Source organism: Nocardia ninae NBRC 108245 (assembly GCF_007990755.1).
GTDB lineage: Bacteria > Actinomycetota > Actinomycetes > Mycobacteriales > Mycobacteriaceae > Nocardia > Nocardia ninae.
The window spans coordinates 69,596-95,331 of sequence record NZ_BJXA01000012.1 but is presented as its reverse complement, the minus strand read 5'-3'; the positions used below and the strand labels follow the sequence as shown (position 1 = coordinate 95,331).

Annotated in this window: 21 protein-coding genes and 1 pseudogene; 9 read left to right on the top strand and 13 right to left on the bottom strand. The window is 67.7% G+C overall.

The genetic code is table 11. The annotated features are described in order from the left end of the window. The first annotated feature begins 55 nt into the window (after positions 1-55). The 3 genes from NN4_RS11930 (at position 56) to NN4_RS46575 (ending at position 2,438) form a co-directional block, all read left to right on the top strand. Entirely contained in the window at positions 56-397 is a 342-nt protein-coding gene (locus NN4_RS11930; RefSeq protein ID WP_147129977.1) for a YciI family protein, read from the top strand. Further along, on the top strand, positions 398-1,627 hold the full coding sequence (locus tag NN4_RS11925; protein ID WP_147129976.1) for an RNA polymerase sigma factor: 1,230 nt from the start codon (positions 398-400) through the stop codon (positions 1,625-1,627). A 124-nt stretch (positions 1,628-1,751) separates the two neighbouring features. Beyond that, positions 1,752-2,438, top strand: coding sequence for a Clp protease N-terminal domain-containing protein (locus NN4_RS46575; RefSeq protein WP_147129975.1), 687 nt, complete (start codon positions 1,752-1,754; stop codon positions 2,436-2,438). Between the two features lie 10 nt (positions 2,439-2,448). Here the strand turns inward: NN4_RS46575 and NN4_RS11915 are convergent, their stop codons facing one another. Then, a complete protein-coding gene (locus NN4_RS11915) occupies positions 2,449-2,940 on the bottom strand; it encodes a pyridoxamine 5'-phosphate oxidase family protein (protein ID WP_147129974.1) in 492 nt (163 codons plus the stop codon). Positions 2,941-3,002: 62 nt separating this feature from the next. Here NN4_RS11915 and NN4_RS11910 point away from each other — a divergent pair, with 62 nt between their 5' ends. Both NN4_RS11910 and NN4_RS11905 read left to right on the top strand, forming a co-directional pair. Then, positions 3,003-3,971, top strand: coding sequence for a helix-turn-helix transcriptional regulator (locus NN4_RS11910; RefSeq protein WP_147129973.1), 969 nt, complete (start codon positions 3,003-3,005; stop codon positions 3,969-3,971). A 52-nt stretch (positions 3,972-4,023) separates the two neighbouring features. Next, a complete protein-coding gene (locus NN4_RS11905) occupies positions 4,024-5,001 on the top strand; it encodes a helix-turn-helix transcriptional regulator (protein ID WP_147129972.1) in 978 nt (325 codons plus the stop codon). A gap of 42 nt (positions 5,002-5,043) precedes the next feature. Here NN4_RS11905 and NN4_RS11900 read toward each other — a convergent pair whose 3' ends face one another. The 6 genes from NN4_RS11900 to NN4_RS11875 all read right to left on the bottom strand — a co-directional run bounded on the left by NN4_RS11900 (position 5,044) and on the right by NN4_RS11875 (position 12,421). Further along, a complete protein-coding gene (locus tag NN4_RS11900; protein WP_147129971.1) occupies positions 5,044-6,144 on the bottom strand; it encodes an FAD-dependent oxidoreductase in 1,101 nt (366 codons plus the stop codon). Positions 6,145-6,285: 141 nt separating this feature from the next. After that, entirely contained in the window at positions 6,286-6,912 is a 627-nt protein-coding gene (locus tag NN4_RS11895) for a hypothetical protein (protein WP_147129970.1), read from the bottom strand. 463 nt (positions 6,913-7,375) lie between these two features. Beyond that, a complete protein-coding gene (locus NN4_RS11890; RefSeq protein ID WP_147129969.1) occupies positions 7,376-8,833 on the bottom strand; it encodes a GntP family permease in 1,458 nt (485 codons plus the stop codon). Between the two features lie 9 nt (positions 8,834-8,842). Next, positions 8,843-9,466 (bottom strand): bifunctional 4-hydroxy-2-oxoglutarate aldolase/2-dehydro-3-deoxy-phosphogluconate aldolase, encoded by a 624-nt coding sequence (locus NN4_RS11885; RefSeq protein WP_147129968.1) that lies wholly within the window; start codon positions 9,464-9,466, stop codon positions 8,843-8,845. After that, entirely contained in the window at positions 9,463-11,076 is a 1,614-nt protein-coding gene (locus NN4_RS11880; RefSeq protein ID WP_147129967.1) for an N-acyl-D-amino-acid deacylase family protein, read from the bottom strand. Before NN4_RS11880 ends, NN4_RS11885 begins: the two co-directional genes overlap by 4 nt. A 10-nt stretch (positions 11,077-11,086) precedes the next feature. Continuing rightward, entirely contained in the window at positions 11,087-12,421 is a 1,335-nt protein-coding gene (locus NN4_RS11875) for a type III PLP-dependent enzyme domain-containing protein (RefSeq protein ID WP_147129966.1), read from the bottom strand. 105 nt (positions 12,422-12,526) lie between these two features. Here NN4_RS11875 and NN4_RS11870 point away from each other — a divergent pair, with 105 nt between their 5' ends. Genes NN4_RS11870 through NN4_RS11860 form a run of 3 tightly spaced genes read left to right on the top strand, consistent with a single transcriptional unit; the run spans position 12,527 to position 14,794 of the window. Further along, positions 12,527-13,570 carry a sugar kinase gene (locus tag NN4_RS11870; protein WP_246180832.1) on the top strand — a complete coding sequence of 348 codons (1,044 nt, stop codon included), beginning with the start codon at positions 12,527-12,529 and terminating at the stop codon, positions 13,568-13,570. 43 nt (positions 13,571-13,613) lie between these two features. Next, on the top strand, positions 13,614-14,384 hold the full coding sequence (locus NN4_RS11865) for an IclR family transcriptional regulator (protein WP_147129965.1): 771 nt from the start codon (positions 13,614-13,616) through the stop codon (positions 14,382-14,384). A gap of 2 nt (positions 14,385-14,386) precedes the next feature. Next, on the top strand, positions 14,387-14,794 hold the full coding sequence (locus tag NN4_RS11860) for a RidA family protein (protein ID WP_135236058.1): 408 nt from the start codon (positions 14,387-14,389) through the stop codon (positions 14,792-14,794). Positions 14,795-15,016: 222 nt separating this feature from the next. On the opposite strand, the pseudogene NN4_RS47125 reads toward NN4_RS11860, so the two are convergent. From NN4_RS47125 to NN4_RS11825, 6 genes and pseudogenes are all read right to left on the bottom strand, one after another. Then, positions 15,017-17,473: pseudogene (locus tag NN4_RS47125) on the bottom strand (dipeptide ABC transporter ATP-binding protein); the annotation flags it as partial. A gap of 11 nt (positions 17,474-17,484) precedes the next feature. Beyond that, entirely contained in the window at positions 17,485-18,402 is a 918-nt protein-coding gene (locus tag NN4_RS11845; protein ID WP_246180831.1) for an ABC transporter permease, read from the bottom strand. Continuing rightward, entirely contained in the window at positions 18,399-19,343 is a 945-nt protein-coding gene (locus NN4_RS11840; protein WP_246180830.1) for an ABC transporter permease, read from the bottom strand. Before NN4_RS11840 ends, NN4_RS11845 begins: the two co-directional genes overlap by 4 nt. Positions 19,344-19,361: 18 nt before the next feature. After that, positions 19,362-20,993, bottom strand: coding sequence for an ABC transporter substrate-binding protein (locus NN4_RS11835; RefSeq protein WP_147129964.1), 1,632 nt, complete (start codon positions 20,991-20,993; stop codon positions 19,362-19,364). A 184-nt stretch (positions 20,994-21,177) separates the two neighbouring features. Next, positions 21,178-22,809 carry an ABC transporter substrate-binding protein gene (locus NN4_RS11830; RefSeq protein ID WP_147129963.1) on the bottom strand — a complete coding sequence of 544 codons (1,632 nt, stop codon included), beginning with the start codon at positions 22,807-22,809 and terminating at the stop codon, positions 21,178-21,180. Between the two features lie 159 nt (positions 22,810-22,968). Next, positions 22,969-24,750, bottom strand: a complete 1,782-nt coding sequence (locus tag NN4_RS11825; protein WP_147129962.1) for a gamma-glutamyltransferase family protein — start codon at positions 24,748-24,750, stop codon at positions 22,969-22,971. Positions 24,751-24,821: 71 nt separating this feature from the next. Between NN4_RS11825 and NN4_RS11820 the strand changes: the two genes are divergently transcribed. Further along, the gene (locus NN4_RS11820; protein WP_147129961.1) at positions 24,822-25,721 is read left to right on the top strand and encodes a LysR family transcriptional regulator; all 900 of its coding nucleotides are present in this window, start codon (positions 24,822-24,824) and stop codon (positions 25,719-25,721) included. Positions 25,722-25,736: the final 15 nt, after the last annotated feature.

The window sequence follows — 25,736 nt, the reverse complement described above, 5'->3', positions numbered from 1 at the left end:
GATCGTGTAGTCGGTGAAGCCGGCACCAGGCCGGCCTGTCCGAAGGAGCATTTCGATGAAGCAATATCTGCTGAGCATCTACCAACCCGACGGTGACGGCGTACCCGACAATATCGACGAGATCATGCGTGATGTCGACGCGGTAAACGACGATCTGAAGTCCTCGGGCGCGTGGGTCTTCGCCGCCGGTCTGCATCCCCCGAGCACCGCAACCGTGGTGCGCGTCAAGGACGACGAAGCGCTGGTCACCGACGGCCCGTACGTCGAGGGCAAGGAACACATCGGCGGCTTTACCATCATCCAGTCCGCCGATCTCGACGAAGCCCTGGAGTGGGGTCGCAGGCTGGCCGCGGCGATCACGCTGCCGATCGAGGTCCGGCCACTGCACGACAGTTAGATGAACGCACCCGTGACCACCGCGGCGATCGAGCGAGTGTTCGCCGAACATTACGGCCGCGCGGTCGCGAGCCTGACCCGCGTCTTCGGCGATATCGGTGTCGCCGAGGACGCGGTGCAGGACGCGTTCACCGCGGCGGTCCGGCGCTGGCCGTCGGACGGGCTGCCGCCGAGCCCGCCCGGCTGGATCATCACGACCGCACGCCACCGAGCGATCGATCGACTCCGCAGGGAAGCCGCCCGCGCGGACAAGTATGCCCAGGCCGCACTGTTGCAGGCTGACTGCGAACCGGCCGAGGAGGGTGCGGTGCACGACGACCGTCTACGGCTGATCTTCACCTGCTGCCACCCCGCGCTGTCCCGCACCGCCCAGGTGGCGCTCACCTTACGACTGCTCGGCGGGCTCACCACCGCGGAGATCGCCCACGCCTTCCTGACTTCGGAATCGACTATGGCGCAACGACTTGTCCGCGCCAAAGGCAAGATCCGCGACGCCCGCATCCCCTATCGCGTGCCCGCCGTCGCCGACCTGCCGGCCCGGCTGGACGCCGTCCTCGCGATCATCTATCTGATCTTCACCGAGGGGCACACGGCCACCGCCGGGGACAGTCTCACCCGCGCCGAGCTCTGCGCCGAAGCGATCCGCCTCGGCCGCTTGCTCACCGAACTCATGCCCGACGAACCGGAAGCCGCCGGGCTGCTCGCCCTCATGCTGTTGACCGACGCACGCCGAGCGGCCCGCACCGCCGCCGACGGATCACTGATCCCGCTGCCGGAACAAGACCGCGACAACTGGGACCGCGAACGCATCGCGGATGGTCACGCGATCGTGCGAGAGTGCCTGCGCCGCAACCAACCTGGGCCGTATCAGATCCAAGCGGCGATCAACGCCGTGCACACCGACGCCCCGACCGCAGCCGCCACCGACTGGCCACAGATCATCCAGCTCTACGACCAGTTGACCGCGCTGACGCCGAGTCCGATCGTCGCGCTCAATCGGGCGGTAGCGGTCGCCGAAGTCGACGACCCCGCCGTCGCGCTCGCGCTGCTCGACGATCTCGACCTCGCGAAGTACTACCTGTACCACGCGATTCGGGCCGACCTCCTCGAACGACTCGGTCGCACAAGCGAAGCCGTGGTCGCTGTCGACGCGGCGCTCGCCCGCACCGAGAATTCGGCCGAGCGAGCCTTTCTCACCCGTCGCCTCCGAGCCTTGACCGAGAGCGACTGAATGCCGAGCGCCCGATCTGCCGCGCCGTAGTCGCGTCCGGCACCCGACACCGCTGATATCGACCAGCGGCTCCGGATGTTGACTACCATCGATAGCAGCGGCCAATGGCCGAAAGGGGGTCGCTATGTTCGAGAGATTCTCCGATCAGGCCCGTCGGGTGATCGTGCTGACACAAGAAGAGGCACGAGAACACGGCCACGACTACATCGGCCCGGAGCACATGCTGCTCGCCATCCTCCGCGCCTGCGAGATCGGTTCCGCGGCCACCACCGCGCGTGCGCTGGCGGAGCTGGGCATCGAGCCCGCCGCGGCCAGGGTGCAGATCGCGCTGACGCCGGGGACGGCCGACTACAGCGTGTCCGGGAACATTCCCTTCACCAAGCAAGCCAGGAAAGCGCTGGAGAACAGCCTGCGGGAGGCGCGGGCGCTCAATCACGCGCACATCGAGGCGAGCGACCTGTTGCTCGCACTGACCAGCACGGCCGACGACGAGCCCGATACCCCGATCGCCGCTGCGGTCGATGCGCTGGGACTCGGACACGAGAAGCTCCGGCGAGCCTTGGCGGCCGTCGCGACCCACCCTGCTTCCGCGCCGGTCAACCCGCGCTTCACCCCGCTGGTGCTGCGCGCATTGGCCCGCGCCGACACCGAAGCCCACAAGACCAGCAACAGCAGAGCCGACACCGGGCACCTGATGCTCGGACTGCTCGCCCATGAGGACGAGGTCGTGCATCCCGCGCTGCGCGCACTCGGCATCGATCCGCAACAGCTCGCCACCGAAGTCCTCAACCGGTTGCCCCGCAAGGACTGACCCGAGCGCATCAGCGCTTTTGCACTACCCGCTCGCCTTCGCCGGGCTTCCAAATGGTGATATCCAGGTGATCCTCAGCCGCTTCGACGGTCGAGGCACTGGTCAAGTCGGCGACGTAGAAGTGGTCGAACTCCTGGCCCCGAATATCGAACCCGCTCTCCTCGAACAGGTCCTGCGCGAAACGAACGTGCACCTCCTTGTCCTGGACATCCACCACGGTGCCGAACAGCTTCGCGTCACCGTCGCTGACGTTCGTGTCCATGGTGGCGGTGTGCAGACAGAAGCGCGGATCGCGGGCGAGATCGCGGAACTTGGTGGTGCCGGGCATCCCCGCGATCACCAACATGTCCTCGAACAGCCGCGGCTCGATCGGACTGATTCGCGGAAATCCGTCCGAGCGCAGGGTGCCGAGCATGCACAGGTTGCCTGCGGCAGCGTGTCGGCGAACGAAGATCTCGGCGATGCGCGGTGCTTCTGCGGTGAATTCACTCCAAGTGGCCATATCGAGGACAATACGAGCCATCCTTGACATCTCCTGTCCAGTTTTCTGACTAATCTCAACTGATGCGAGCAAGTCGACTGGTGCAGCTGCTGCTGATCCTGCAAACCCGCGGCCGAACCACGGCGGGCGAGCTCGCCAAGGAACTCGAGGTGTCGGTGCGCACCGTGTACCGGGACGTCGAGGCGCTGTCCGCCGCCGGCGTGCCGGTCTACAGCGAGCCGGGCCGCGCGGGCGGCGTGCGCCTGGTCGACGGCTACCGCACTCGGCTGACCGGCTTGACGACCGACGAAGCCGACGCCGTGCTGCTCGCCGGATTACCCGGTGCGGCAGCCGATCTCGGCCTCGGCACCGTACTCGCCACCGCTCAGCTCAAAGTGCTGGCCGCCCTGCCGCCCGAATTACGCGGCCGCGCAACCAGAATCGCCGAGCGCGTGCACATCGACGCGCCCGGCTGGTTCCACCGACCCGACGAGACGCCCACCCTGAACACCGTCGCCGACGGACTCTGGCACGACCGCACGCTGCGGGTGCGCTACGGCCGCAAGGACAAGGTCGTCGACCGCACGCTCGACCCCCTCGGCCTGGTCATGAAGGCGGGCACTTGGTATTTGGTCGCGCGCGACGGCACGGCGATCCGCTCCTACCGGGTCAGCAGAATCATCTCCGCCGAGCCGACCGGCGAATCCTTCGACCGGCCAGCGGATTTCGATCTGCCCGCCCATTGGTCCACGGCCGCCGACGATTTCGCGCAATCGATGCTGCGGGTCCGCGCCCGCTGCCGGATCGCCGCCACGCATCTACGGCTGCTGCGGTTGATGAACGAGCCGGCCGCGATCGCCGAGGCAATGGCCACGGCGTCCGAGCCCGACGCGGCAGGCTGGGTCGAACTGACCTTGCCCTCGGAGTCGTACGAGGTGCTCGCCCACGGCCTGCTGCCACTCGGCGAATACGCCGAGGTGCTCGATCCGCCGGAATTGCGGGCCCGAGTGGCCGAGACGGCAGCTCGAATGCACGCACTCTACAGCGACTAGCGATCGCCACTTAGGACAGTCCTGTTCCTAACACTCTGCCATGCTGGATGGCATGTTGGAGACGTCGGCACGCCTGCTCAGACTGCTCGCTCTGCTACAGGCCCACCGCGACTGGACCGGGGCCGAGCTGGCCGAACGACTGCACGTCACCAGCCGCACGGTGCGCCGCGATGTCGACCGGCTCCGCGAACTCGGCTATCCGGTGCACGCCACCCAGGGCACCGGCGGCTACCGCCTCGGCGCGGGTGCGGCCCTTCCCCCGCTGCTGCTCGACGACGACGAGGCGGTCGCGGTGGCGGTCGGCCTGCGCAGCGCGTCCGACGGAACGGTGGCGGGCATCGAAGAGTCGTCGCTGCGCGCGCTGACCAAACTCGAGCAGGTGCTGCCGCCGCGCCTGCGCCACCGCGTCCGTACCTTGCGCGGCGCCACCGTACGAGTCGGTACCCCTGGCGAGGCGGTCGCACCGGACACCTTGATGGCCGTCGCCGAGGCCTGCCAACGCCACGAGCGCCTCCGCTTCGACTACCGCGCCCACAACGGAGCTACCACCGTCCGCACGGTGGAACCACACACTCTCGTCCACTTCAGCCGCCACTGGTACCTGGTGGCCTGGGACGTCGACCGCGCCGACTGGCGCACCTTCCGCGCCGACCGACTCACCCCGCGCATCCCCACCGGCCCGCGCTTCACCCCGCGCGAACCGCCGGAAGGCGATGTCGCCACCTATCTTTCGCACCAACTGTCCACCCGCGCCTGGCCGTATCAGGCCACCGTCCTGCTGCATACCTTCGCCGAGGCCGCCACTCCGAACATCTGGCCGGGCATGGGCGTCCTCGAACCCGTCGACGCGCAAACCTGCCGCCTCCAGGTAGGTGCGGAGACCCCCGACGCCCTCGTCTGGATGATCACCTCGGTCGACATCGACTTCACGCTGCTGTCCGGCCCGCCGGAACTGGTCACCGCCCTGCGCGCCCAGGCCACTCGCTGCCACCGCGCGCTGCGCGATTTTCCTGCGCAGGAACATAATTGAGCGCCGCGAGGGTGGGACCGACCGGAGCCGGCGGCCCGAACGTCAGCAGGTCCAGTCGAGCACCGGCGCAAGGGATTTGGCCTGCGCCGAGGTGGGAACCAGACGCAGCGCCGCATTACGGATCGCGACGAGCGGCGGCGACGACAACTGCGCGATCGTGCCCATGTGGCGAGAGCGGGCGACGATCATTTGGGTCCGGGGTTTGCGCTCCCGGTCGTATCTGGTCAGGTCGGCGTCCTCGGTGGCCACCCGAGCGAGGATGACGGCGTCTTCGATCGCCTGACAGGCCCCCTGCCCCAGGTTGGGCGTCATCGCGTGGGCGGCGTCGCCGACGAGGGCGATGTGTTCGGCGACATAGGTTTTCAGGTCGGGAAGATCGTAGAGGTCGTGTTTGAGGACGGCGGACTCCTCGGCCGCCGCGAGCAGCGACGGGATCGGCTCGTGCCAGGTACCGAAGCGGCGGCGCAACTCGGCCAGGCCGCCACCGGGCCTGCCCTCGGGCATGTTGGCGACCGCGAAGCAGTAGACCCGACCATCGGAGAGCCCGCCGAGGCCGAAACGTTCACCGCGGCCCCAGGTTTCGCCCAAACCGTTGATCGGCTCGGCGGGAGTGGTCACCAGCCGCCAAGCGGTGTAACCGCTGTAGCGCGGGGTAACGTCGCCGCAGACCGCACTACGCACGACACTGCGAATACCGTCGGCGCCGACGACCAGGTCACCGGTGGACGTACCCGCGGAGTGCACGACGGTGCCATCGGTCCGTGCCTCGGACACCGCGACGCCTGCGCGCAGCACCGCTTCCGGGAGCGCCGCGAGCAGGATGTCCAGCAGATCGGCGCGGTGCATCATGATCGGGCTGCCGTACCGCGCGCGAATCCCTTCGACATCCATGCGCGACAGCCACCGCCCCGAGCTGTCCCGGATCCCCGACGAGCCTTCCTCGATGGCCCGCGCACGCACCTGATCACCGAGACCGATGGCATCGAGTGCGCGAAGCGCGTTCGGCCACAGCGAAATTCCCGCACCGACCTCGCTGATCTCGGGAGCCCGCTCCAGCACCTCCACCGTCCAGCCGCGCCGGATCAATGCGACGGCGGTGGTCAGCCCGCCGATTCCGCCGCCGACGATGATCGCCTCAGCCATCGTGACTCCTCCCTCTCGGATCGTCACGAGCGTAGGCCGCGGCCCACCGACCCCACCCACCGAGGACCTCGCGCGGTCGCCGCGGCGGCCTCGCGGGTATCGGGCACGCGCTTGTGTGGAGTTTGATGGCGTCTAGCTCGTTTACTCAGGCAGTTCGGTAATCTTCACCGGATTTTCTGGTTTCCCGTTGAAGTACTCTTGCGAGGTTTGGACCGCTACCTGTTCCTTCCTTGCGGCAGTGTTGGCCAACTGTGGATTCTTGGCATCGATGCGCGTCAACCGAACAGCATGTGCAACGGCTCTCGCGGTGGCAGCGGCGGCACGGATGGCAGTGTCCTCGTTTTGGGGCGCACCGTCCGAATCGGGGAGGTCGATCCCGGTCGCAAGGTTGACCGCAGTGGCGGCATAGTTGGCCGCATCTGAAGCGGCGGCCGCGGCGTCCTCGGCGGTGCTGGCCTCGATCGCCGCTTCCGCCGCAGCCGAGGCATTTCCATCAGCCTCCCCTCCAGCACGGCCACGGCCATCGTTGCCTTCGGTCGCCGCAGCCACGGTCACCTCGCCCGCTATATGGGCACGTTGGGCGGCGCTGGACGCGAGCAGGCAGTAGTGGACGATGAACGGTTTGTCGTCGGCATTCCGGGCCTTGTCGCCTGTACACCTGGAGGCGTCGGGCGGGTCTGCGTGGACCGAGGTGGCGAGGCCGGTCCCGATACACAGCAGAGCTGTGACGGTAGCGATGATCGACCCTGATGTGCGTATAGCAGGCACTGTTACTCCTGAGTATTGAGAAATGATCAAAACTGTGGATGACGGGAAGACCGCACGGGCCCGGCAAGTATTCGGTGCCACCCGCACCACGGATCGGTGACCGCCCGACACCCCGAATAGCTTGTCTGCGCAGGCACAACCCGCCTCGCAGGGGATGTCGGCGAGGTGGCGACCGTTGTCGGTCTCCACTCGCATCAGCTGGCCTGCTCCGCTCGGCTGAGTCTCTTGGTCCAGACATCGCCGTCGCGGTCGAAGATCTCGGTGCCGACTCGTGCTGAACTGGCCCCGTTACGTCGAGCTACCAGACTCGGAAGCCGTGGTGCGCGGCGGCAGCGCTCCGGTGAAACGCCGAAGCGGGGCCGGACTCGGCGGCACCGCTCGTCGCTTCCGACGGGCGGCCGTGCCACCAGTTGTCCGGCCCCGCAACGGAGCTCGACACCGCGGACCGGATGGTCCGCGCGATTCAGCTGACGATCGCGAACAAGATCGCCGCGACCGCGAAACTCACCACGGACAGGATTGTTTCGAGCACGGTCCAGGTCTGCAGGGTCTGCTTGACGGTCAGGTTGAAGTACTTCGCGATGATCCAGAAACCGCCGTCGTTGACGTGGCTGAGGATGATCGAGCCCGCGGCGATGGCCATGGCGATCAACGCGATCGACATCTGCGAGTAGTTGTGGCTGGCCACCAGCGGGGCGACGATGCCGCCCGTGGTGACGATCGCGACGGTCGCCGAGCCCTGGGCGATGCGCAGCCCGCAGCTGATGATGTAGGCGAGCACGATCACCGGCAGCCCGGCCGCGGACATCGTGTCCGCCAAGGCGGTGCCGATGCCGGTGGCGGAGATGACCTTTCCGAAGAAGGCGCCCGCGCCGACCACCAGCAGCAGCATGCCCACCGGCCGCAACGATTCCGCGGTCAGCTCGCTGAGCTCCTGCACCGTGGATCCGCGCCGTACGCCGAGCACGTAGAACGCGATCAGCACCGCGATGAGCAGCGCCACCGCGGGCGTGCCGAAGAAGGTCAGCACCTGAAGCAGCTGGGAGTCCTTGTCCAGCAGCTGGGTTCCGAAGGTGGCGCCCAGGATCAGCACCAGCGGGATGGCGATGATGGCGCCGATCAGCCCGACCGAAGGCGGGGTGACCGTGACGGTCTTGGTCGCGACACCACCGGAACCGCCGGAGACGCGCTCCCCCTCATCGGGAGCGGTCTGCTCGTCTTCCTTGCGCACCAGGAACTCGTCGGGCACCTCGACATGTATCCGCTTGCCGATGTAGCTGCCCCACACGAGGCCCGCGGCCACGAATCCCGGCAGGCCACAGACGAATCCCATCAGGATCAACCAGCCGAGGCTGACGCCGAGCAGCCCGCCCAGGGCCACCGGGCCCGGGTGCGGCGGCAGGAAGGCGTGCGTCATCGACAGACCCGCGAGCATCGGCATCGCGTACAGCACCAGCGAACGGCCACCGCGCTTGGCGGCCACATAGATCAGCGGCGCGAGCACGAAAATGCCGATGTCGAAGAACACCGGGATGCCGAAGATGAGCCCGAGCAGGCCCATGGCGAACGGAGCGCCCTTCTCGCCGAACAGGTTCAGCAGCTTGCCGGTCAAGACGTCGGCGCCGCCGGAGCGTTCGAGTATCGCGCCGAGCACCGTGCCGAGCCCGATGATCACCGCGATGTGCCCGAGGATGCCGCCGAAGCCGGTCTCCAGCAGTGAATCACCGGCCTTGATCGCGGTGCCGACGATCTTCGACACCGGCAGCCCGGCGGCAAGGGCAAGCCCGAGCCCGGTGAGCAGCAGCGCGATGAACGGCTCCAGCTTGACCTTGATGATGGCGAACAGCAACACGGCGATCGCCAACCCGCAGAGCACAAGCAGCCCCGGGGTTGTGGTGCGCAGCCAATCAACGGCGCCCATGTGGACCTCTCAATTCATGGATCGAACGAACGATGCCGCACGAGTAGCGATTTCGGACCAGCGGCCCGCGGCGACATCGGAAGGGGAAACAACGTCGGTACCCGCCGTGACGGCAATCGCGCCCGCGGCAAGGAATTCGGCGGCGTTTCCCGCATTGACGCCCCCGGAAGGGATGAGCGCCACGTCAGGGAACGGACCACGCAGGTCCTTCAGGTAGCCAGGGCCGAGCGCCCTGGCGGGGAAGATCTTCACCGCGGCCGCACCGAGATCGAGGGCGGTGAGCACCTCGCTCGGCGTGAAAGCGCCCATCACGACCGGGATGTCGTGCTGTGCGGCGACTTCCGCGACATCCGTGCGCAGTCCCGGGGTGACCAGGAACCGCGCGCCACTGTCGATGGCGGCCTTGGCTTGTTCGCCGGTGAGCACGGTGCCGACACCGAGCACCGCGCCCTCGGCCGCGGTGGCCGCGGCGAGATAACCGAGCACACCCGGTGTGGTGAAGGTGAGCTCCAGCGCTCGAATCCCGGCCGAGGCAAGCGCTTCGGCGAGCGCGACCGGATCGGGGATCTCCGGTGCGCGTACCACGCTCAGCACGCGGTCGGCGCGGATGACCTCGATGGCCGAGGTAGTCACGATGTCTCCTTTCGCGAGGCGTCCATACGCAGCGCGCGTCCGGCGAGAGTGCCGGTGGGTGCGCCGTTCTCGATGGCGAACTCGCCGTTGACGAGCACGTGCCGGATGCCGCGCGCCTGCTGTTTCGGATTGTCGAAGGTCGCGGTGTCCACCACGGTGGCGGGGTCGAACACCACGAGATCCGCGGCGTAGCCGGTCCGGACGAGCCCACGGTCACGCAGCCGTAGCCGCTCTGCGGGCCGGCCGGTCAGATGGTGCACACAGTCTTCGAGCTCGAGCACACCGAGTTCGCGAACGTAGTGGCCCAGGTAGCGCGGGAAGGTACCCCAGGCGCGCGGGTGCGGCCGAGCCGGGGCGAGCAGCGCGTCACTGCCGCCCATGTGCCCGGGGTGCACCATGATCGCGCGCACGTTCTCCTCGTGCCCGACGTGCTGCAGGATGCTCGTGGCCAGCTGGTCCCGGCGCAGCAGGTCGAAGAACACCTCGACCGGCGCCATGCCGCGTTCTGCGGCGATCTCGTCCAGCCGTTTGCCGACGTAGCCCTCGAGCTCCCCGTTGGCCACACCGCTGATCTGGATGGTCTCCCACTCGACGGTCACGCCGTGGCAGCCGTCGGAGCCGTTCACGTTCACGTCCAAGGCAATTCGCGCCCGCGTCTCGGGATCGTCGAGGCGAGCTAAAGCCGCGTCCGGGCCGCCGGACATCGCCCAGCTCGGCAGCAGCGCCGAAAGTGTAGTCGCGCCAGGAAGGTACGGGTACGTGTCCAAGGTGATGTCGCAGCCCTCGGCTCGCGCGGCATCGATCAGCGCCAGGAACTCCGGTGCGCGGCCACGATTCACGTGGAAGTTCATGGTGGCGTGAGTCAGGTGCAGCGCGCAGCCGGTCGTCTTGGCCAGGTCGATCATCTCCGCGTACGCCTCCAGCGCGCCCGCGCCGTAGGACCGGGTATGCGGCGCGTAGAACCCGCCGAACTCGGCGACCACCGCGCACAGCGCCGCCAATTCGCCGGTGTCGGCGTACATTCCGGGCGTGTAGGTGAGCCCGCTGGACATGCCGACCGCGCCCTCGCGCAACCCCTGCGCGAGCAGCTCCTGCATGCGGCCGATCTCCGCCGCCGTCGCCGGACGCTGGTCGGCGCCGACCACGAGCAATCGCAGTGTGCCCTGTGGCACCAAATAGGCTGCGTTGGGCGTGATCCCGCGATCGAGCCGGTCCAGGTACTCACCAACGGTGCGCCAGGAGAAATCGAGCTCGGCGGGATTGCCGTTCCACCCGGCGATTTGGCGCCGCACCACCGCGAGGGTGGCGTCGTCGATCGGGGCGTAGGACAGCCCGTCCTGCCCGATCACCTCGGTGGTGATGCCCTGACTGACCTTCGGGAAGTGCCCGGGTTCGGTCAGTAGATGCAGATCGGAGTGCGCGTGCATGTCGATGAAGCCCGGGCACAGCGCGGCGCCCGGTCCGGCATCGATGACCCGGTCGGCACCGGAGATACTGCCCGGCTCGGCGATGCGTGAAATCCGCCCCTGCTCGACGAGCACGTCGCCGCGAAATCGCGGTGCGCCGGTGCCATCGATGATGTCGATGTCGCGAAAGAGTAAGTCCGTCATGATCCGCGGCTCAGAAGAAGGTGTGCAGGAAGTCGACGACCCGCGGCGACGGCGCGTCGGCGTCGTCGATGACCGGGATGAGCCGCCACTTGTCGAAGGCGGTACAGGGATGCGACAGACCGAGCCGCACCACCGCGCCGACCGGTAGCTCGGTGCCCGCGGGCAGCCGCAGGAAGGTGTGCTGATCGTTCAGCGCGGATACCGTCGCGGCCGGGTCCAGCGCCGAACCTTCCGGTCCCGCAACGCGTTGCGGGACCGGAAGCCCCTCATCGAAGGGCAGGTCGCGCCTGCCCGCGTCCAGCAGCGCCAGTTCCGGCTCCGGCCGCGACAGCGTGCGCGCCCAGCCGTGCATAGCCGAACGGAGCGGCTTCTCGCTGCGCGTCGCGGCGAACGGGGAGATGCCCGCGTAGAAACCGTCGTCGTGGATGATGTAAGCGCCGGAACGCAGCACCACCGAGGTCGGAACACCCTGTGCGCCTTGCTCGTCCGCGAGACCGGCGAGGCGCTCGACGACCAGGTCCGGGTAGGCACTGCCGCCCGCGGTCACGATCGCACCGTCCGGATACTGCCCGGCGGCGGCGATTTCACGGTGCAGGCGGGCGAGTTCGTCGAGATAGTGCCGCACCGTGTCGGTGGCCCCCGGCGTGCGGTCGTGTGCGAGCGCGCCTTCGTAGCCACCGACACCGGCCAGCGTGAGCCGCTCGGCGTCGGTGATCGCCGCCGCGACCTCCCGCGCCTGCTCGACCGTGCGTGCGCCGGTACGGCCGTGTGGCCCACCGAGTTCCACCAGTACCCGGACCTGAGCCGTACCCGGCGCGGTCCGCAGATGCTCGTCCATCAGCACGACGGTTTCGACGCTGTCCGCCCAGCAGACGAACTCGAAGGAAGGATCCGTCGCCGATTCCGCAGCGACCCAGTGCAACCCGACCGGATCGACGAGTGCGTTGGCCAGCAGGATCCGGCCGACCCCGAACGAGCGCGCCACCTGCACCTGCCAGATGGTGGCCAGCGTGATGCCCCAGCAACCCGCGGCCAGCTGCTGCGCCCAGAGTTGCGGCGACATAGTGGTTTTGCCGTGCGGCGCGAGTTGCACGCCCGCGGCAGCCGCCCAGTCGGCCATGACGGCGATGTTCGCCGCGACGGCCGACCGGTCGATGGTCAGCAGCGGCGTCTCGAACTGCGCGAGCTCCGGTGTGGTGGCGAGGAATTCGCGCGCGGTGCGACCCCAGGCAGTGGGCGGCAGCCCTTTGTGCTCGGGACCCAACGTCCGGTCTCCGAGTCCTGCTACGACGTCTTCGTCGATCGCCACGGCATTCCTTCCCAGCTGATTCACATCTTCTTGCATAGCATATCGCTATTGCATATTTTGCAATGCTTGTTGCGCATCGTGTTTCGTGTGGTTATTCTGCACGGGATGGCCGGTGGCCGCAAGCACAGGAAGGAGATCGGTGTGACGTGGCCTACGTCGACCCGCCCACGGGCGGTAACCGTCGGCGAGGGACTTGCCGTGCTGGTCGCACAGCCGGGACCCCTGGAGGAGTCGGAGATCTTCGAGCGGACGGCGGGCGGTGCGGAGGCGAACGTGGCCACCGTGCTGCCGCAGCTGGGGGTCGCCACGGCCTGGTTGTCGCGGGTGGGCGACGACGGATTCGGCCGGTACCTGCTCACCCACCTCACCGAACGCGGCGTCGACGTATCGGCGGTCGTCACCGACCCCGGCAGGCCGACGGCGGTGTACGTCAAGGAACGCGGGAGCGGCTCGGGCAAGGCCACCGACCTGGCCGAGCGGGCGAGCCGGATGCTGTACTACCGGACCGGCTCCGCGGCCAGCGCGCTGTCCCCGGCCGACCTCGCGGCGACCCCGGCCGCCCGGCTGCTCTCGGGCTGCGACCTGGTCCACTTCACCGGGATCACCACCGCGCTCTCGGCGTCGGCGACCGCGCTCACCGAGGCCCTGCTCGCCCTCCCCCGCGACGGCAGGCTGGTCAGTTTCGACCTGAACTTCCGGCCCGCGCTCTGGGCCGGGCGTGCCGAGAAAGCCGCCGAGGTGCTCGCCCGGCACGTGCGCGGCTGCGACGTGGTCTTCCTCGGCGCGGACGAGGCCGGTGCGGTGTTCGGCACCGGCGACGCCGACGAATTGCGGGCGATGTTCCCCGAACCCGCACAGCTGATCGTCAAGAACGACGCGCACACGGTCACCGGATTCGACGGCACGCACCGCGTCGAGGTGCCCGCGCTCGGGCTGGAGGTCACCGAACGGATCGGCGCGGGTGACGCTTTCGCCGGCGGGTACCTCGCCGCGCTGCTGCACGACCGGCCGCCTGCGCAGCGACTGCGCTTCGGGCACCTCTGTGCCGCCGCGGCGCTCACCGGAACCGGCGACGGCGCGCAGCTGCCCGCACCGGCGATACTGGAACGGTTGGCCGCGGTGGACGAAACCACCTGGGCCGAACTGCATTACAACGACACCGTCATCGAGAATGTGGCCTCATGAGTGAGCTTCCCATGAGTCACCCTGAAGTCAGCGAGTCACAGTCATGAGTCAGAGTTTGTCGCGTGCGTTGACCATTCTTGTTGCCCTCGGCGAGGATTCGCGATCGCTGGACCAGCTGGCGACCCAGCTCGGCGTGCACAAATCGACGGTGCTGCGGCTGCTGCAGACGATGGAGGCGCAGCGCTTCGTCACCCACGACAGCCAGCACCGGTATGTGCTCGGGTCGCGGCTGTTCGAACTGGCCAACCGCACACTGGAGCAGCGCGATGTGCGCACCCTCGCGCGGCCGCACCTGAGCGCGTTGAACGCCGACACCAGGCAGACGATCCACCTCGCCACCTACGAGTCCGGCGATGTCATCTACATCGACAAGCTCGACGCCACCCAGAGCGTGCGGATGTACTCGCGGGTGGGCCGACCGGCCCCGTTGCACTGCACCGCCGTCGGGAAGGTGCTCATCTCCGCGCTGCCCCGCGCGGAATGGCGGGTCATCGCCGAGAAGATCGACTTCCACCCGTTCACCGAACGGACCATCCGCACGCCCGAGCGCTACCTGATCGAGCTGGAAAAGGTTGCCGCCCTCGGTTATGCGGAGGACCACGAGGAGCACGAGAGCTTCGTCAACTGCATCGGCGTCCCGGTCCGCAACGGCACCGGCGCGGTGGTCGCCGCGGTCTCCATGTCGGTGCCGGACATGCTGCTCGACCACGACCAGGTACTGGCCCAACTGCCGCGGGTTCGCGCGGCGGCCGACGCCATCTCCGCCGAGCTCGGCTGGATTCCCGGCCGAGCCACCACCGCCACGAAAGGCTGACCATGAGTGAGAAGATCGCCGTCCGCACCACCGACGCGCCCGCACCCGCGCACACGTTCTCCCAGGGCGTGCGCAAGGGACCGTTCGTGCAGGTCTCTGGACAGGGTCCGGTGGACCCGATCACCAACGAGTACCTGTACCCGGGCGACGTTGCGGCGCAGACCATCCGCACGTTGCAGAACGTGAAGGCGATCATCGACGCGAGCGGCGCGACGTTCGACGACGTGGTGATGCTGCGCGTCTACCTGACCACCCGCGACGACTTCGCCGCGATGAACGAGGCCTACGGCGAGTTCGTCAGCGCGAACACCACCGGCGACGTATTGCCCAGCCGTACCACCGTTTTCACGGGACTGCCGCGTGCGGAGATGCTCGTCGAGATCGACGCGATCGCGATCGTCACCGAGTAACGCGCCACCGCGCACCAGCACGAAACAAGCCGCCCCGACCCACGAATGGGTCGGGGCGGCTTTGCCGCGTCGCGTAGTCAGCCGCGACGCGGAGCCTCGATTCGGCTGCCGCCGTCAGACTTTGGCAGCCAGTTCTTTGTCGATGGAATCGACGTCCGCGTCTTCGTCGGCGGCCGCGGGCACCACGTGCTCCGGCAATTCGCGGCCGACCATGCCCGCGCCGGGGATCGCGTCCAGCAGTTGGCGAGTGTACGGGTCGGCCGGTGCGGTCAGCACCTCCTCGACCGGGCCCTGCTCCACCACCCGGCCGTCACGCATCACCACGACCTCGTGGGCCAGCGCGCGCACCACCGCCAGGTCGTGCGAGATGAACAGGTAGCTGACGCCCAACCGCTCCTGCAGCGACGCAAGCAGCGTCAGGATCTGGTCCTGCACCAGCACATCCAGGGCCGACACCGCCTCGTCACACACCACCAGCCGCGGCTCGATGGCGAGTGCGCGAGCGATCGCGACACGCTGCCGCTGACCACCGGAGAGCTCGTTCGGGTACCGGTGCGCCATCGCCGCGGGCAGTGCGACCTGCTCCAGCAGTTCGGAGACCCGCGCCCGGCGCGACTCGCGATCACCGATGCCGAAGGCGCGCAACGGTTCGGCGATCAACCGCTCCACCGTCCACATCGGATCCAGCGACGCGTACGGATCCTGGAACACCGGCTGCATCGACAGCCGCGCCGCGCGCAGCTGCGGACCGCGCAGCCCGACCATGTCGACACCGTTCAACTTGATGGAGCCGGAGGTGACGGGCACCAAGCCGAGCACCATCCGCGCCGTCGTGGTCTTACCCGAACCCGACTCGCCGACGATCGCCGTGGTGCGGCCACGGGCGATGGTGAACGACACATTGTCGACCGCGCGCAGCACCCCACCGCGGCCGCGGATCCGGTACTCCTTGCTGATGCCGGAGACTTCGAGGATCGGAGAATCCTTGAGGGACTTGGTAACTGCGGTCTCGGTGGCGGGCTTCTCGACGGAGACCGTCGTGTCGGCCGTCGTGTCGGCAGAAACCGCTTCGTCGGCCGTCTTGTCGGCAGCGGCCTTGATGACGGAAACCTTTTCGTCGGAAGGCTTCTCGTCAGCGGGCTTCGCGACAGCGGCTTCCCCGTCGACGGCCTTCTCGTCGGCTACCGTCTCGTCGGCAGCCTTCGCGTCAGCGGCTTCGTCTGCTACGGCTTTGTCGCCAGCAGCCTTCTCGTCCGACGGCTTGTCGTCAGCCACCGTCTCGTCAGCGATCTTCGCTACGGCGGCTTCCTCATCGACGACTGTCTCGTCGGCTACCGTCTCGTCGGCAGTCTTCGCCTCAGCCGCTTCGTCTTCAGCGGCCTTGTGGTCGGCCACCTTGCCATCGGCGATCTTTTGGTCGATGGCGTCTTCGTCGGCAGCCTTGTCGCCAGCGGCCTTGTCGGCGGCAGCTTTCTCGTCAGCAGCCTTCTCTTCCGCGGCCGTGCCGACAGTTGTCTTCTCCTCGGCAACCTCTTCGGCCACCTTCGCAGCGGCAACCTTGCCGTTGGCGGACTTCTTCGCGGCACCCTTCTTACCGGCGCCCTTGCCTTCGACGATCTTCGTGTCGGCGGCTTCGGCAACGGCCTTGTCCTCGACCGACTTTGCGTCATCGAGCTCGTCGGCAGCCGCCTCGTCGCCAGCGGTGTCACCAGCGACCGCGTCATCGGCGACCGTCTCCGTCGCCACAACGTCTTCGCTACCGGCAGCGGCCTTCTCGTCGCCGTCCTTCACGCCGCCATCGGCAACCGAGCTGTCGACAGCCGCGTCGCCACTCTCCGCGACCACACCTTCAGCAGCCTCGACCGCCTGATCCGCCACCACCGGATCGGCCCGCCGCGGCGCGATCAACGCAGGCGCCGCCGCGACCAACCGCCGCGTGTACTCCTCCTGCGGATCGGTCAAAACCTGTCGCGCAGGCCCGGATTCGACGATCTTGCCGTCGGACATCACGACAACCCGGTCCGCCCGCTCGGCGGCGAGACCCAGATCGTGCGTCACCAGCAGCAGCGCGGTGCCGAGCTCCTGGGTCAGCTTCTCCAGGTGGTCCAGGATCTGCCGCTGCACTGTCACGTCCAACGCCGAGGTCGGCTCGTCGGCGATCAGCAGGTCCGGCCGGCAGGCCAGGCCGATGGCGATCAGCGCGCGCTGGCGCATACCGCCGGAGAACTCGTGCGGGTACTGCCGCGCCCGCCGGGCGGGTTCGGGCAGGCCCGCCTGCCCGAGCAGCTCGATGGCCCGCTCCTTTGCCTCGCGGCGTGAGCAGATCTTGTGCGCGAGAAGGGTTTCCGAGACCTGGCGGCCCACCCGCGAGACCGGGTTCAGGTTGGACATCGGGTCCTGCGGGACCAGCCCGATCTCCTTGCCGCGCAGTCCGCGCAGCACCTTCTCGTCGGCGTGGGTGATGTCCGCGCCGCGCCACCGGATGGTGCCGCCGGTGATCCGGCCGGAGCCGGGCAGCAGACCCATGATCGCGTGTGCCAGTGTCGATTTGCCGGATCCGGAGGCGCCGACGATGGCGACCCGCTCCCCCGGCTGGACCACCAGGTCGGCGCTCTGCACGGCGGTCACGTCGCCGAACGACACCCGCAGATCACTGATCTCCAAGAGTGGTTCTGTCATTGCGGGCTCCTTCAGCGCCGTGTCTTCGGGTCGAGAGCGTCCCGCAGGGCGTCGCCGAAGAGGTTGAATCCCAAGCAGATGATCGCGAGCGCCACACCGGGGAAGATGCCCGGCCACGGCGTGCGGAGCAGGTATTGCTGTGCGTCGGACAGCATGATGCCCAGGCTGGGCGCGGGCGGTTTGATGCCGAGGCCGAGGAAGGACAGGATCGCCTCGCCGAGCACCGCCGTCGGCATGATCACCGTGGCCTGCACGATGATCGGGGCCAGCGAGTTGGGCAGGATGTGCTCACCGAGGATGCGCCAGGACGGCACGTCCATGGTGTTCGCCGCCAGCACGAAGTCGGTTTCCTTGAGCCGCAACGTTTCCGCGCGCACCACCCGCATCATGATCGGCACCTGGGCGATGCCGAGCGCGATGGCGGCGTCGGCGAGGCCGCCGCCGTTGATCGCGGTCAGCCCGACCGCCAGGATGATGAAGGGGAACGCGAGCAGCACGTCGGACAGCCGCGACAGCACCATGTCCGCGGCGCGCCAGTAGCCCGACAGCAGGCCGAGCGGCACACCGAGCAGCACCGCGCACAGCACCGAGAGCACGCCGACCTCGAGCGAGGCCCGGGTGCCGTAGAGCACCCTGGATAAGATGTCGCGGCCCAGATCGTCGGTGCCCAACAGGAATCCGACGGTGCCCGGCTGCTGGAACGGCGTCGAGAAGTGCACTTCGCTCGGCGAGTACGGCGCGAGCAACGGCGCGAAGACGCCTACGAAGATCACGATCAGCAGCAGCACCGCGCCGACCATGCCGAGCGGGTTGTGCCACAGCTGGCGCAGCACGCGGCCGCGCACCGCGGCCAGCGGCGGGGTCTGCAGGACCGGGTTCGGTTCGGCGGTGGTGGTCGTCTCGACGACCGGGGTGTCGGTGACTGTCATTGCGCCCTCCCGGACACTCGCACGCGGGGGTCGATCACCGTGTACAGCACATCGACCAGCAGGTTGATCACGATGTAGGACGCGGCGATCACCAGGATGACCGCCTGGATCACCGGGTAGTCGCGGGTGAACACCGAGTCGAGGGTGAGCTTGCCCATGCCGGGCAGGCTGAAGATGCGCTCGGTGACCACCGCGCCCGCGATGAGCCCGCCGAGCTGCAGGCCGACGATCGTGGTGACCACGATCAGGCTGTTGCGCAAGCCGAATCGGAAGATGACCGCGCCGCGGCTGAGGCCCTTGGCCCGGGCCGTGCGGACGAAGTCGGCGGTCAGCGTCTCCACCATCGACGAGCGGGTCTGGCGCTGCACGACCGCCGCGTGCGCGAGGCCGAGGATGATCGCGGGCAGCGTGAGGAAGTAGAGGCCGCGCAGCGGATGCTCGAACGGCGAGACGTACCCCGAGGCCGGGAACCAGTTCAGCTGCACCGACAGGTAGAGCACCGCGAGGATGCCGACCCAGAAGGTGGGCACCGACAGCGCCATCAGCGAGAACCCGTTGGCCGCCCACTCCGGCCAGCGGCCGCGGTACACCGCCGCGAGCACGCCGCCGATCACGCCGGCCAGCACCGCGATGATCATGGCGTACAGCGCGAGCTGCATGGTCACCGGCAGCGTGGTGCCGATCATGTCGATCACCGGCGTGCCGGTGCGGATCGACTTGCCGAAGTCACCGGTCAGCGCGTGCGTGACGAACTCGAAGTACTGCACCGGCAGCGACCGGTCCATCCCCAATTCGGCACGCACCGCGGCGAGGGCGGCTTCGTCGGCCTGCTCGCCCGCCAGCGTCGTCGCCGGATCACCGGGCAGTGCGCGCACCCCGATGAAGACCACGATCGAGGCGAGCACCAGCGTGACAGCGGACTGCCACAGACGGTGGAACACATACTGCAACATGGATTTTCAGCCCTTCCGATCCGCGACGAACGCGGCCTTGCCGAGCCGGACAGCGCCGTCGGCGTACACCTCGATGCCCGTCACCCATGTCGAGTGCACGGTCAAGTTACGCAGACGGTAGGTGTAGATATACGGGTTCTCCCGCTGAATGAATCGCACCGCCTGCTCGTATAGCGCGCCGCGTTGCGCGGCGTTCGTACTGTGTGCGGCCCAGCCCAGAAGATCGTCCAGGATGGGCGAGTTGTATCCGCTGTAGTTACCGTTGGAACCGGTGGTGAGGAACCGGGCGGTGTTGCCGTCCGGGTCGATTCGGCCGGACCAACCCAGCAGCAGGGCCTCATAAGTACCGCGCTTCTGCGCGTCCAGCATCGTCGAGTACTCGGCGGGCACGAGCCGCAGATCGAATCCACCCTCGGCGACGCTGTCCCGCAACGCCTGTGCGTACCGGAGATGGTCGGGCACGTTCATCACCTGCAACGTGATCGGGTACGGCAGCTGCACGCCCGCCTCTTTCAGCAGCTCCTTGGACCGCGCCGGATCGAAGGCCGGGCACGCCGTACTGGCACGGGTGGCGTACGAGGTGCGTGGCGCGATCGGCGTGCAGGCGGGCTCGTACCAGTTGTTGAACGCCTTCTCGACCAGTTTCTGCCGGTCGATACTCAGCGACAACGCGAGCCGGACGCGGGCGTCCTTGGCGATCGCGGTATCAATCGGCTTGACCGGTTTGCCCGCGCCGTCGACATTGCCGATATTGATGTACATCCCCTGGAAACCGAACGATCCCGAGGTCAGCACGCGCAGCTGCGGCAACTTGGCCAGCGTGTCCACGTCCTGCGGCGACATGGTGTCGGCCACCTGGATGTCACCGGAGCGCAGGTTCGACTCGCGCATCTTCGGATCGGTCATGATCCGGTAGGTGATCGAGTCGAAGTGCACGTTCTTCGCGTCGTAGTACAGCGGGTCGCGTTCCACCTCGATCGAGGTCTGCGGGACCCGCTTGACGAACTTGAACGGGCCGACGCACACCGGGTGATCGCCGAAGTTCTTGTCCTTCTCCTTCAGCGCGGTGGGCGACATGATCATCCCGGCGCGGTCCGCGAGCGCGGCGGTGATCGGCGCGAACGGCTGGTTGTACCGGATCACCACGTGCGTCGAGTCGGCCGCCTCGATCTCGCTGATCGCACCCATCTCACCGGTGCGCTGGGAGCCTTCCATCTTCCAGTGCCTGGTCAGGCTGGTCTCGACCGCGTCGGCGTTGAACGTGGTGCCGTCGGCGAACTGGATCCCGCTGCGCAGCGGGATGGTCACCGTCAGGCCGTCCGAGGAGATATCCGGCAGGGCGGTGGCCAGCTGCGGCACCAGGTTGCCGGACGCGTCGTTGTCGTAGAGCTTCTCGCAGACCGTGCTCATGACATAGCGCATATAGAGCGAGCTGGATGTGGTCGGGTCGAGCTTGTCGGGTTCGTTCGACAGGCCCATCACCAGATCACCGCCCTCACGCACCGGCTGCGTGCCTACGGGTGTGCCGTAATCGTCGACGTGCGTTGCGGTCTCGGTGGTGTGTTGCGTCGGTGCGCAGGCAGCGAGGACGGCGGCGACGACACCGAGCACCGCCATCCGAGTGGAGCGAACGAGCATGCGCTACAACATACTTCAACACGCTGCATTTTTCGCCACCACCGTTTCTTTTTGTACATTGTTCTCTTAGCAGCCATCATCGGAAATCGTGGCCGGCGGAAATCGATACGGAAAATAGCGGTCCGGCGATTCCGGACCGCTAATTCCTGTTCTGTAGATGGCTACCGTTGCGCGAGGCGCATTCTCAGCTCTTCGGCTCCGTGAAGGCGGCCTTGCCGAGTCGCACGACACCGTCGGCGTAAACCTCGATGCCGGTCACGGCCGTAGTGTGCACGGTCAGCAACCGCTTCCGGTAGGTATAGAGGTACGGGTTCTCCCGCTGAATGATCTTCGTGGCCTGTCCGTACAGATCAGCGCGCTGCGCGGTATCACTGGTGCGAGCGGCCCGTGCCAGGAGGTCGTCGAGTTCAGGTGAGCTGAATCCGCCGTAGTTTCCGCCGGAGCCGGTAGTCAGGAACCGAGTGATATTGGCGTCCGGGTCGAGCCGGCCCGACCAACCCAGGAAAATCGCCTCGTAAGTGCCGCGCTTCTGTACATCCAACAGGGTGGCGTATTCGGTGGGCACGATCTTCAGGTCGAAACCGCCCTCGGCGACGTTGGCCTGCAGCGCTTGGGCGTACCGGAGTTCGTCCTGCGTGTTCATCACCTGGATCGTGATCGGGTACGGCAGCTGCACGCCCGCCTCGGTAAGCAATTGCTTCGACCGCTCGGGATCATAAGGAGGGCACTCGACTCCGGCCGGTGTGGCGAAGGTGCTCTTCGGGACAATCCCCGAGCACGCGGGCTCGAACCAATTGTTGAACACGGTATCGACCAAGGCCTGCCGGTCGATACTCAGCGAGAACGCCTGCCGGATCCGTGCGTTCTTCGCGAGCGGGGTGTCGATCGGCTTGGCTGGTTTGCCGACGCCGTCGACATTTCCGATATTGAGGTAAATGCCTTGGTAGCCGAGCGATCCCGTCTGCAGCAGGCGCAGGTCCGGATCTTTGACCAGCGCATCGACGTCCTGCGGCGAGATCGTGTCGGCGACCTGGATATCACCGGAGCGCAGGTTGGATGCGCGAATGTTGGCATCGGCCATGATCCGGTAGGTGACGGAGTCGAGGTGCACGTTCTTCGCGTCGTAGTACAGCGGGTCACGCTCGACGACGATCGAGGTCTGCGGGATTCGCTTGACGAATTTGAACGGGCCGATGCACACCGGGTTATCGCTGAAGTTCTTGCCCTCGTCCTTCGCGAGCGCGGCCGGCGACATGATCATCCCGGCCCGGTCCGCGAGCGCCGCGGTGATCGGCGCGAAGGGCTTTTTGTAGCGAATCACAACGTGGGTCGGATCGACCGTCTCGATGGACGCGATGGGACCCATTTCGCTGGTTCGCTGCGAGCTTTTCATGGTGAAGTGTCGCTGCAGGCTGGTCTGCACCGCGGCGGCATCGAACGCGGCGCCGTCGGCGAACTTGATGCCGGTGCGGACCGGGATGGTCACCGTGAGCCCGTCCGGCGACACGGTGGGCATCGCGGTTGCCAACTGCGGCACCAGGTTTCCGGACGCGTCGTTGTCGTAGAGCTTCTCGCAGATCGAGTTCATGACATAACGCGTGTAGAGCGAGCTGGAGGTGGTCGGATCGAGCTTGTCGGGTTCGGCGGAAAGGCCCATCACCAGGTCGCCGCCCTCACGTACCGGCTGCGATCCCACGGGTGTGCCGTAATCATCTGTGTGCGTTGCCGTTCCAGCGGGGTGCTGAACCGGTGCGCAGGAAGCGATGGCGGCGGCGGTAACGCCGAGCACCAGCATCCGTGTGAAGCGAGCGAGCATGCGCTACAAGATACTTCAAGGTTTCGTACTTTTCTCGCCGGGTATTCCTTTTCGTAGATTGTTCTCGTTTTTGTCATCGGACGAATCCGAGCACCTCTGCAAATGACACGACAAATAGCGGTCCGGCGTTCCCGGACCGCTATTTGTTCGAAAGTTCAGTTATCGTCCCGCGGCGTAGCCCTGCATGCCCCGGGGATTGGCTCCAGCTGAAAGTACACCGTTCTCCCGGTCGCGGGCCACCGCGCACAACCGGCCCTCCGACCACGGACCGCCCACCGTCACCCGGTGGCCACGGCGTTCGAGGTCGTCGATGACCTCGCTGCCGATCCGCGACTCCACCACCACCGAGCCGGGGCTCATCGCCCGCGGATAGAACGAGCCGGGGAAGCTCTCCTGATGCCAGTTCGGTGCGTCGATCGCGCCTTGCAGATCGAGTCCGCCACGCACTTTTTCGCGCATGGCGACGGCCAGGAAGAAATGCAGGCTCCACTGATCCTGCTGATCGCCGCCCGGGGTGCCGAACGCCATGACGGCCTCGCCGTCGCGCAGCGCCAGCGACGGGCTGAGCGTGGTGCGCGGACGACGGCTCGGCGCAAGCGAATTGGGCAGGCCCGGTTCCAGCCAGGCCATCTGTAGTCGGGTGCCGAGCGGGAAGCCGAGCTCGGGCACCACCGGATTGGATTGCAGCCAGCCACCACTGGGCGTCGCCGCGATCATATTGCCCCAGCGGTCCACGATGTCGAGCTGACAGGTGTCGCCGCGAGTAGCACCGGAGGCGGCCACCGTCGGCTCGCCCGCACCGCGCGGAACATCGACGGCCCCAACGGAATTGGTCTGCACGTAACCACTCAGCCTGGGGCGCTGGCCATCCGGGCTGCCCGGCCGCAGTTCATAGGACGCCTGCGGCCCGATCAGCGCGCTGCGCTGCGCGTTGTACCAGGGGGAAAGCAGCGTCGCGAGCGACACCTGGGTGCTGTCGCCGTACCAGGCCTCGCGGTCGGCCATCGCGAGCTTCGAGCCCTCGATCAACGTGTGGTAGTACTCCGGCGTGCCGTACTCCAGGCGTTCCGGCAGCAGCGCGAGTTGTTGCAGCATCACCGGGCCCTGGCTCCACAGGCCCGGCTTCGCTACGGTCCAGCCGTTCCAGGTGTAGGTGACCGGATTCTCGTACGTGGCACTGAAATTCGCGAGATCGTCACCGGTCAGCGTGCCGATGTTGCGCTCGCCGGAGGTGTCCATGGTCGGCCGCGCGGCGGCGGCGACCAGTGCCTCGGCGATGAAGCCCTCCCGCCAGATGCGGCGCGCGGCCTCGATCTGGGTCTCCCGATCGGTGCCCGCGGCCTCGGCCTCGGCGATCAGCCTGCGCCAGGTCGCGCCCAGCGCGGGGTTACGCAGCAATGCGCCTGCGGCGGGCGGCTTTCCGTCGCGCAGGTAGATCTCCGCGGAGGTGGTCCACTCGTTCTCGAACAGGTCGGCCACCGTCTCGACGGTCTCGCCGATCCGGTCGACCGCAGGATGGCCGCGCTCGGCATTGCCGATCGCGTAGGACAGTACGTCGGCGAGCCGCATCGTGCCGTGGTCGCGCAGCAGCACCATCCAGGCATCGAAGGCGCCGGGCACCGCGGCGGCCAGCGGACCGGTGCCGGGCACCAGATCCAGGCCGAGCGCGTTGTAGCGGGCGATCGTCGCGCCGGCCGGGGCCGGGCCCTGACCGCACAGCACGCGCGGCGGCAGGCCGGCAGGTGCGAGAATGATCGGCACCTCACCGGCCGGGCCGTTCAGATGCGGCTCGACCACGTGCAAGACGAACCCCGCGGCGACCGCCGCGTCGAACGCATTGCCGTCGTTCTCGAGTACCGCCATCGCGGCGGCCGAGGCGAGCCAGTGGGTGGACGACACCATCCCGAAGGTGCCCTGCAAGGTAGGACGCGTGGTGAACACCTGGTGAGTATCTCCCCGGAGCGGTACGTACGTCCAAGACATCTATGGCACCAAACCGATAGCCTACGGTTATGGAACGCAGGCAACTCGAGTACTTCGTCGCGATCGTCGAGCACGGCGGGTTCACCCACGCTGCGCGGGCTTTACGAGTAGCCCAGCCGTCGCTGTCGCGCGCGATCGGCAAGCTGGAGCGCGAACTCGGGGTGGCGCTGTTCCATCGGGTCGGCCGCAATGCCGTGCTGAGCAATGCCGGGGAATTCATGGCCGACCGGGCGCGCCAGGTGCTGCGCGACCTGGATGCGCTGCGGGCCGCCGCGCAGGCCGTCGGCGCGGGCGTGGTCGGTCGCGTCGATGTCGCGGCCACCTCGTCCTCGACGCTGGAACCGGTGATCAGCACCATCGCCGAACTGCGTGAGCATCACCCCGGCCTGACGGTGGGCACCTGGTCGGCGCTGTCCGCGGCGGAGGTGGTCGCCATGGTGTTGCGCGGGCGCTGCGAGGCGGGGGTGTGCGGCAGCGCGGAACGGCCCGCAGGCCGCGGTCTGGTGGCCCATCACCTGCGCGACGAACAGTTCCTGCTGGTGGCGCCGCCGGGCACCAAGATCGGCACCGATGGCACAGTGACGCCAGAAGACCTGCGCGGCATGAGCTTCGTGATCACCCAGCCGGCCACCGCCGTCCGGGCCCGGTTCGACCGGCTCGCCGCCACGGTCGGCGATCTGCGCATCGCCGCCGAGGTCGGTGACCGCAGCGTGGTGCTGCCGATGGTGCTGCGCGGCATCGGCGCGGGGCTGATGCCCGACGGGTGGCACGACCTGGCCTGCCGGGCGGGGGCCGAGGTGTACCGGTTCGACCCGCCGGAGAAGCTGCCGCAATGGCTGGTGCACCGCGGCGGGCCGCTCACCGCCGCGGCGCAGGCGTTCATCGACACCACGCTGAGCCACGCGGCCCGGGCGCGGGATGCGGTGTAGCGAAGTCGCCTGACT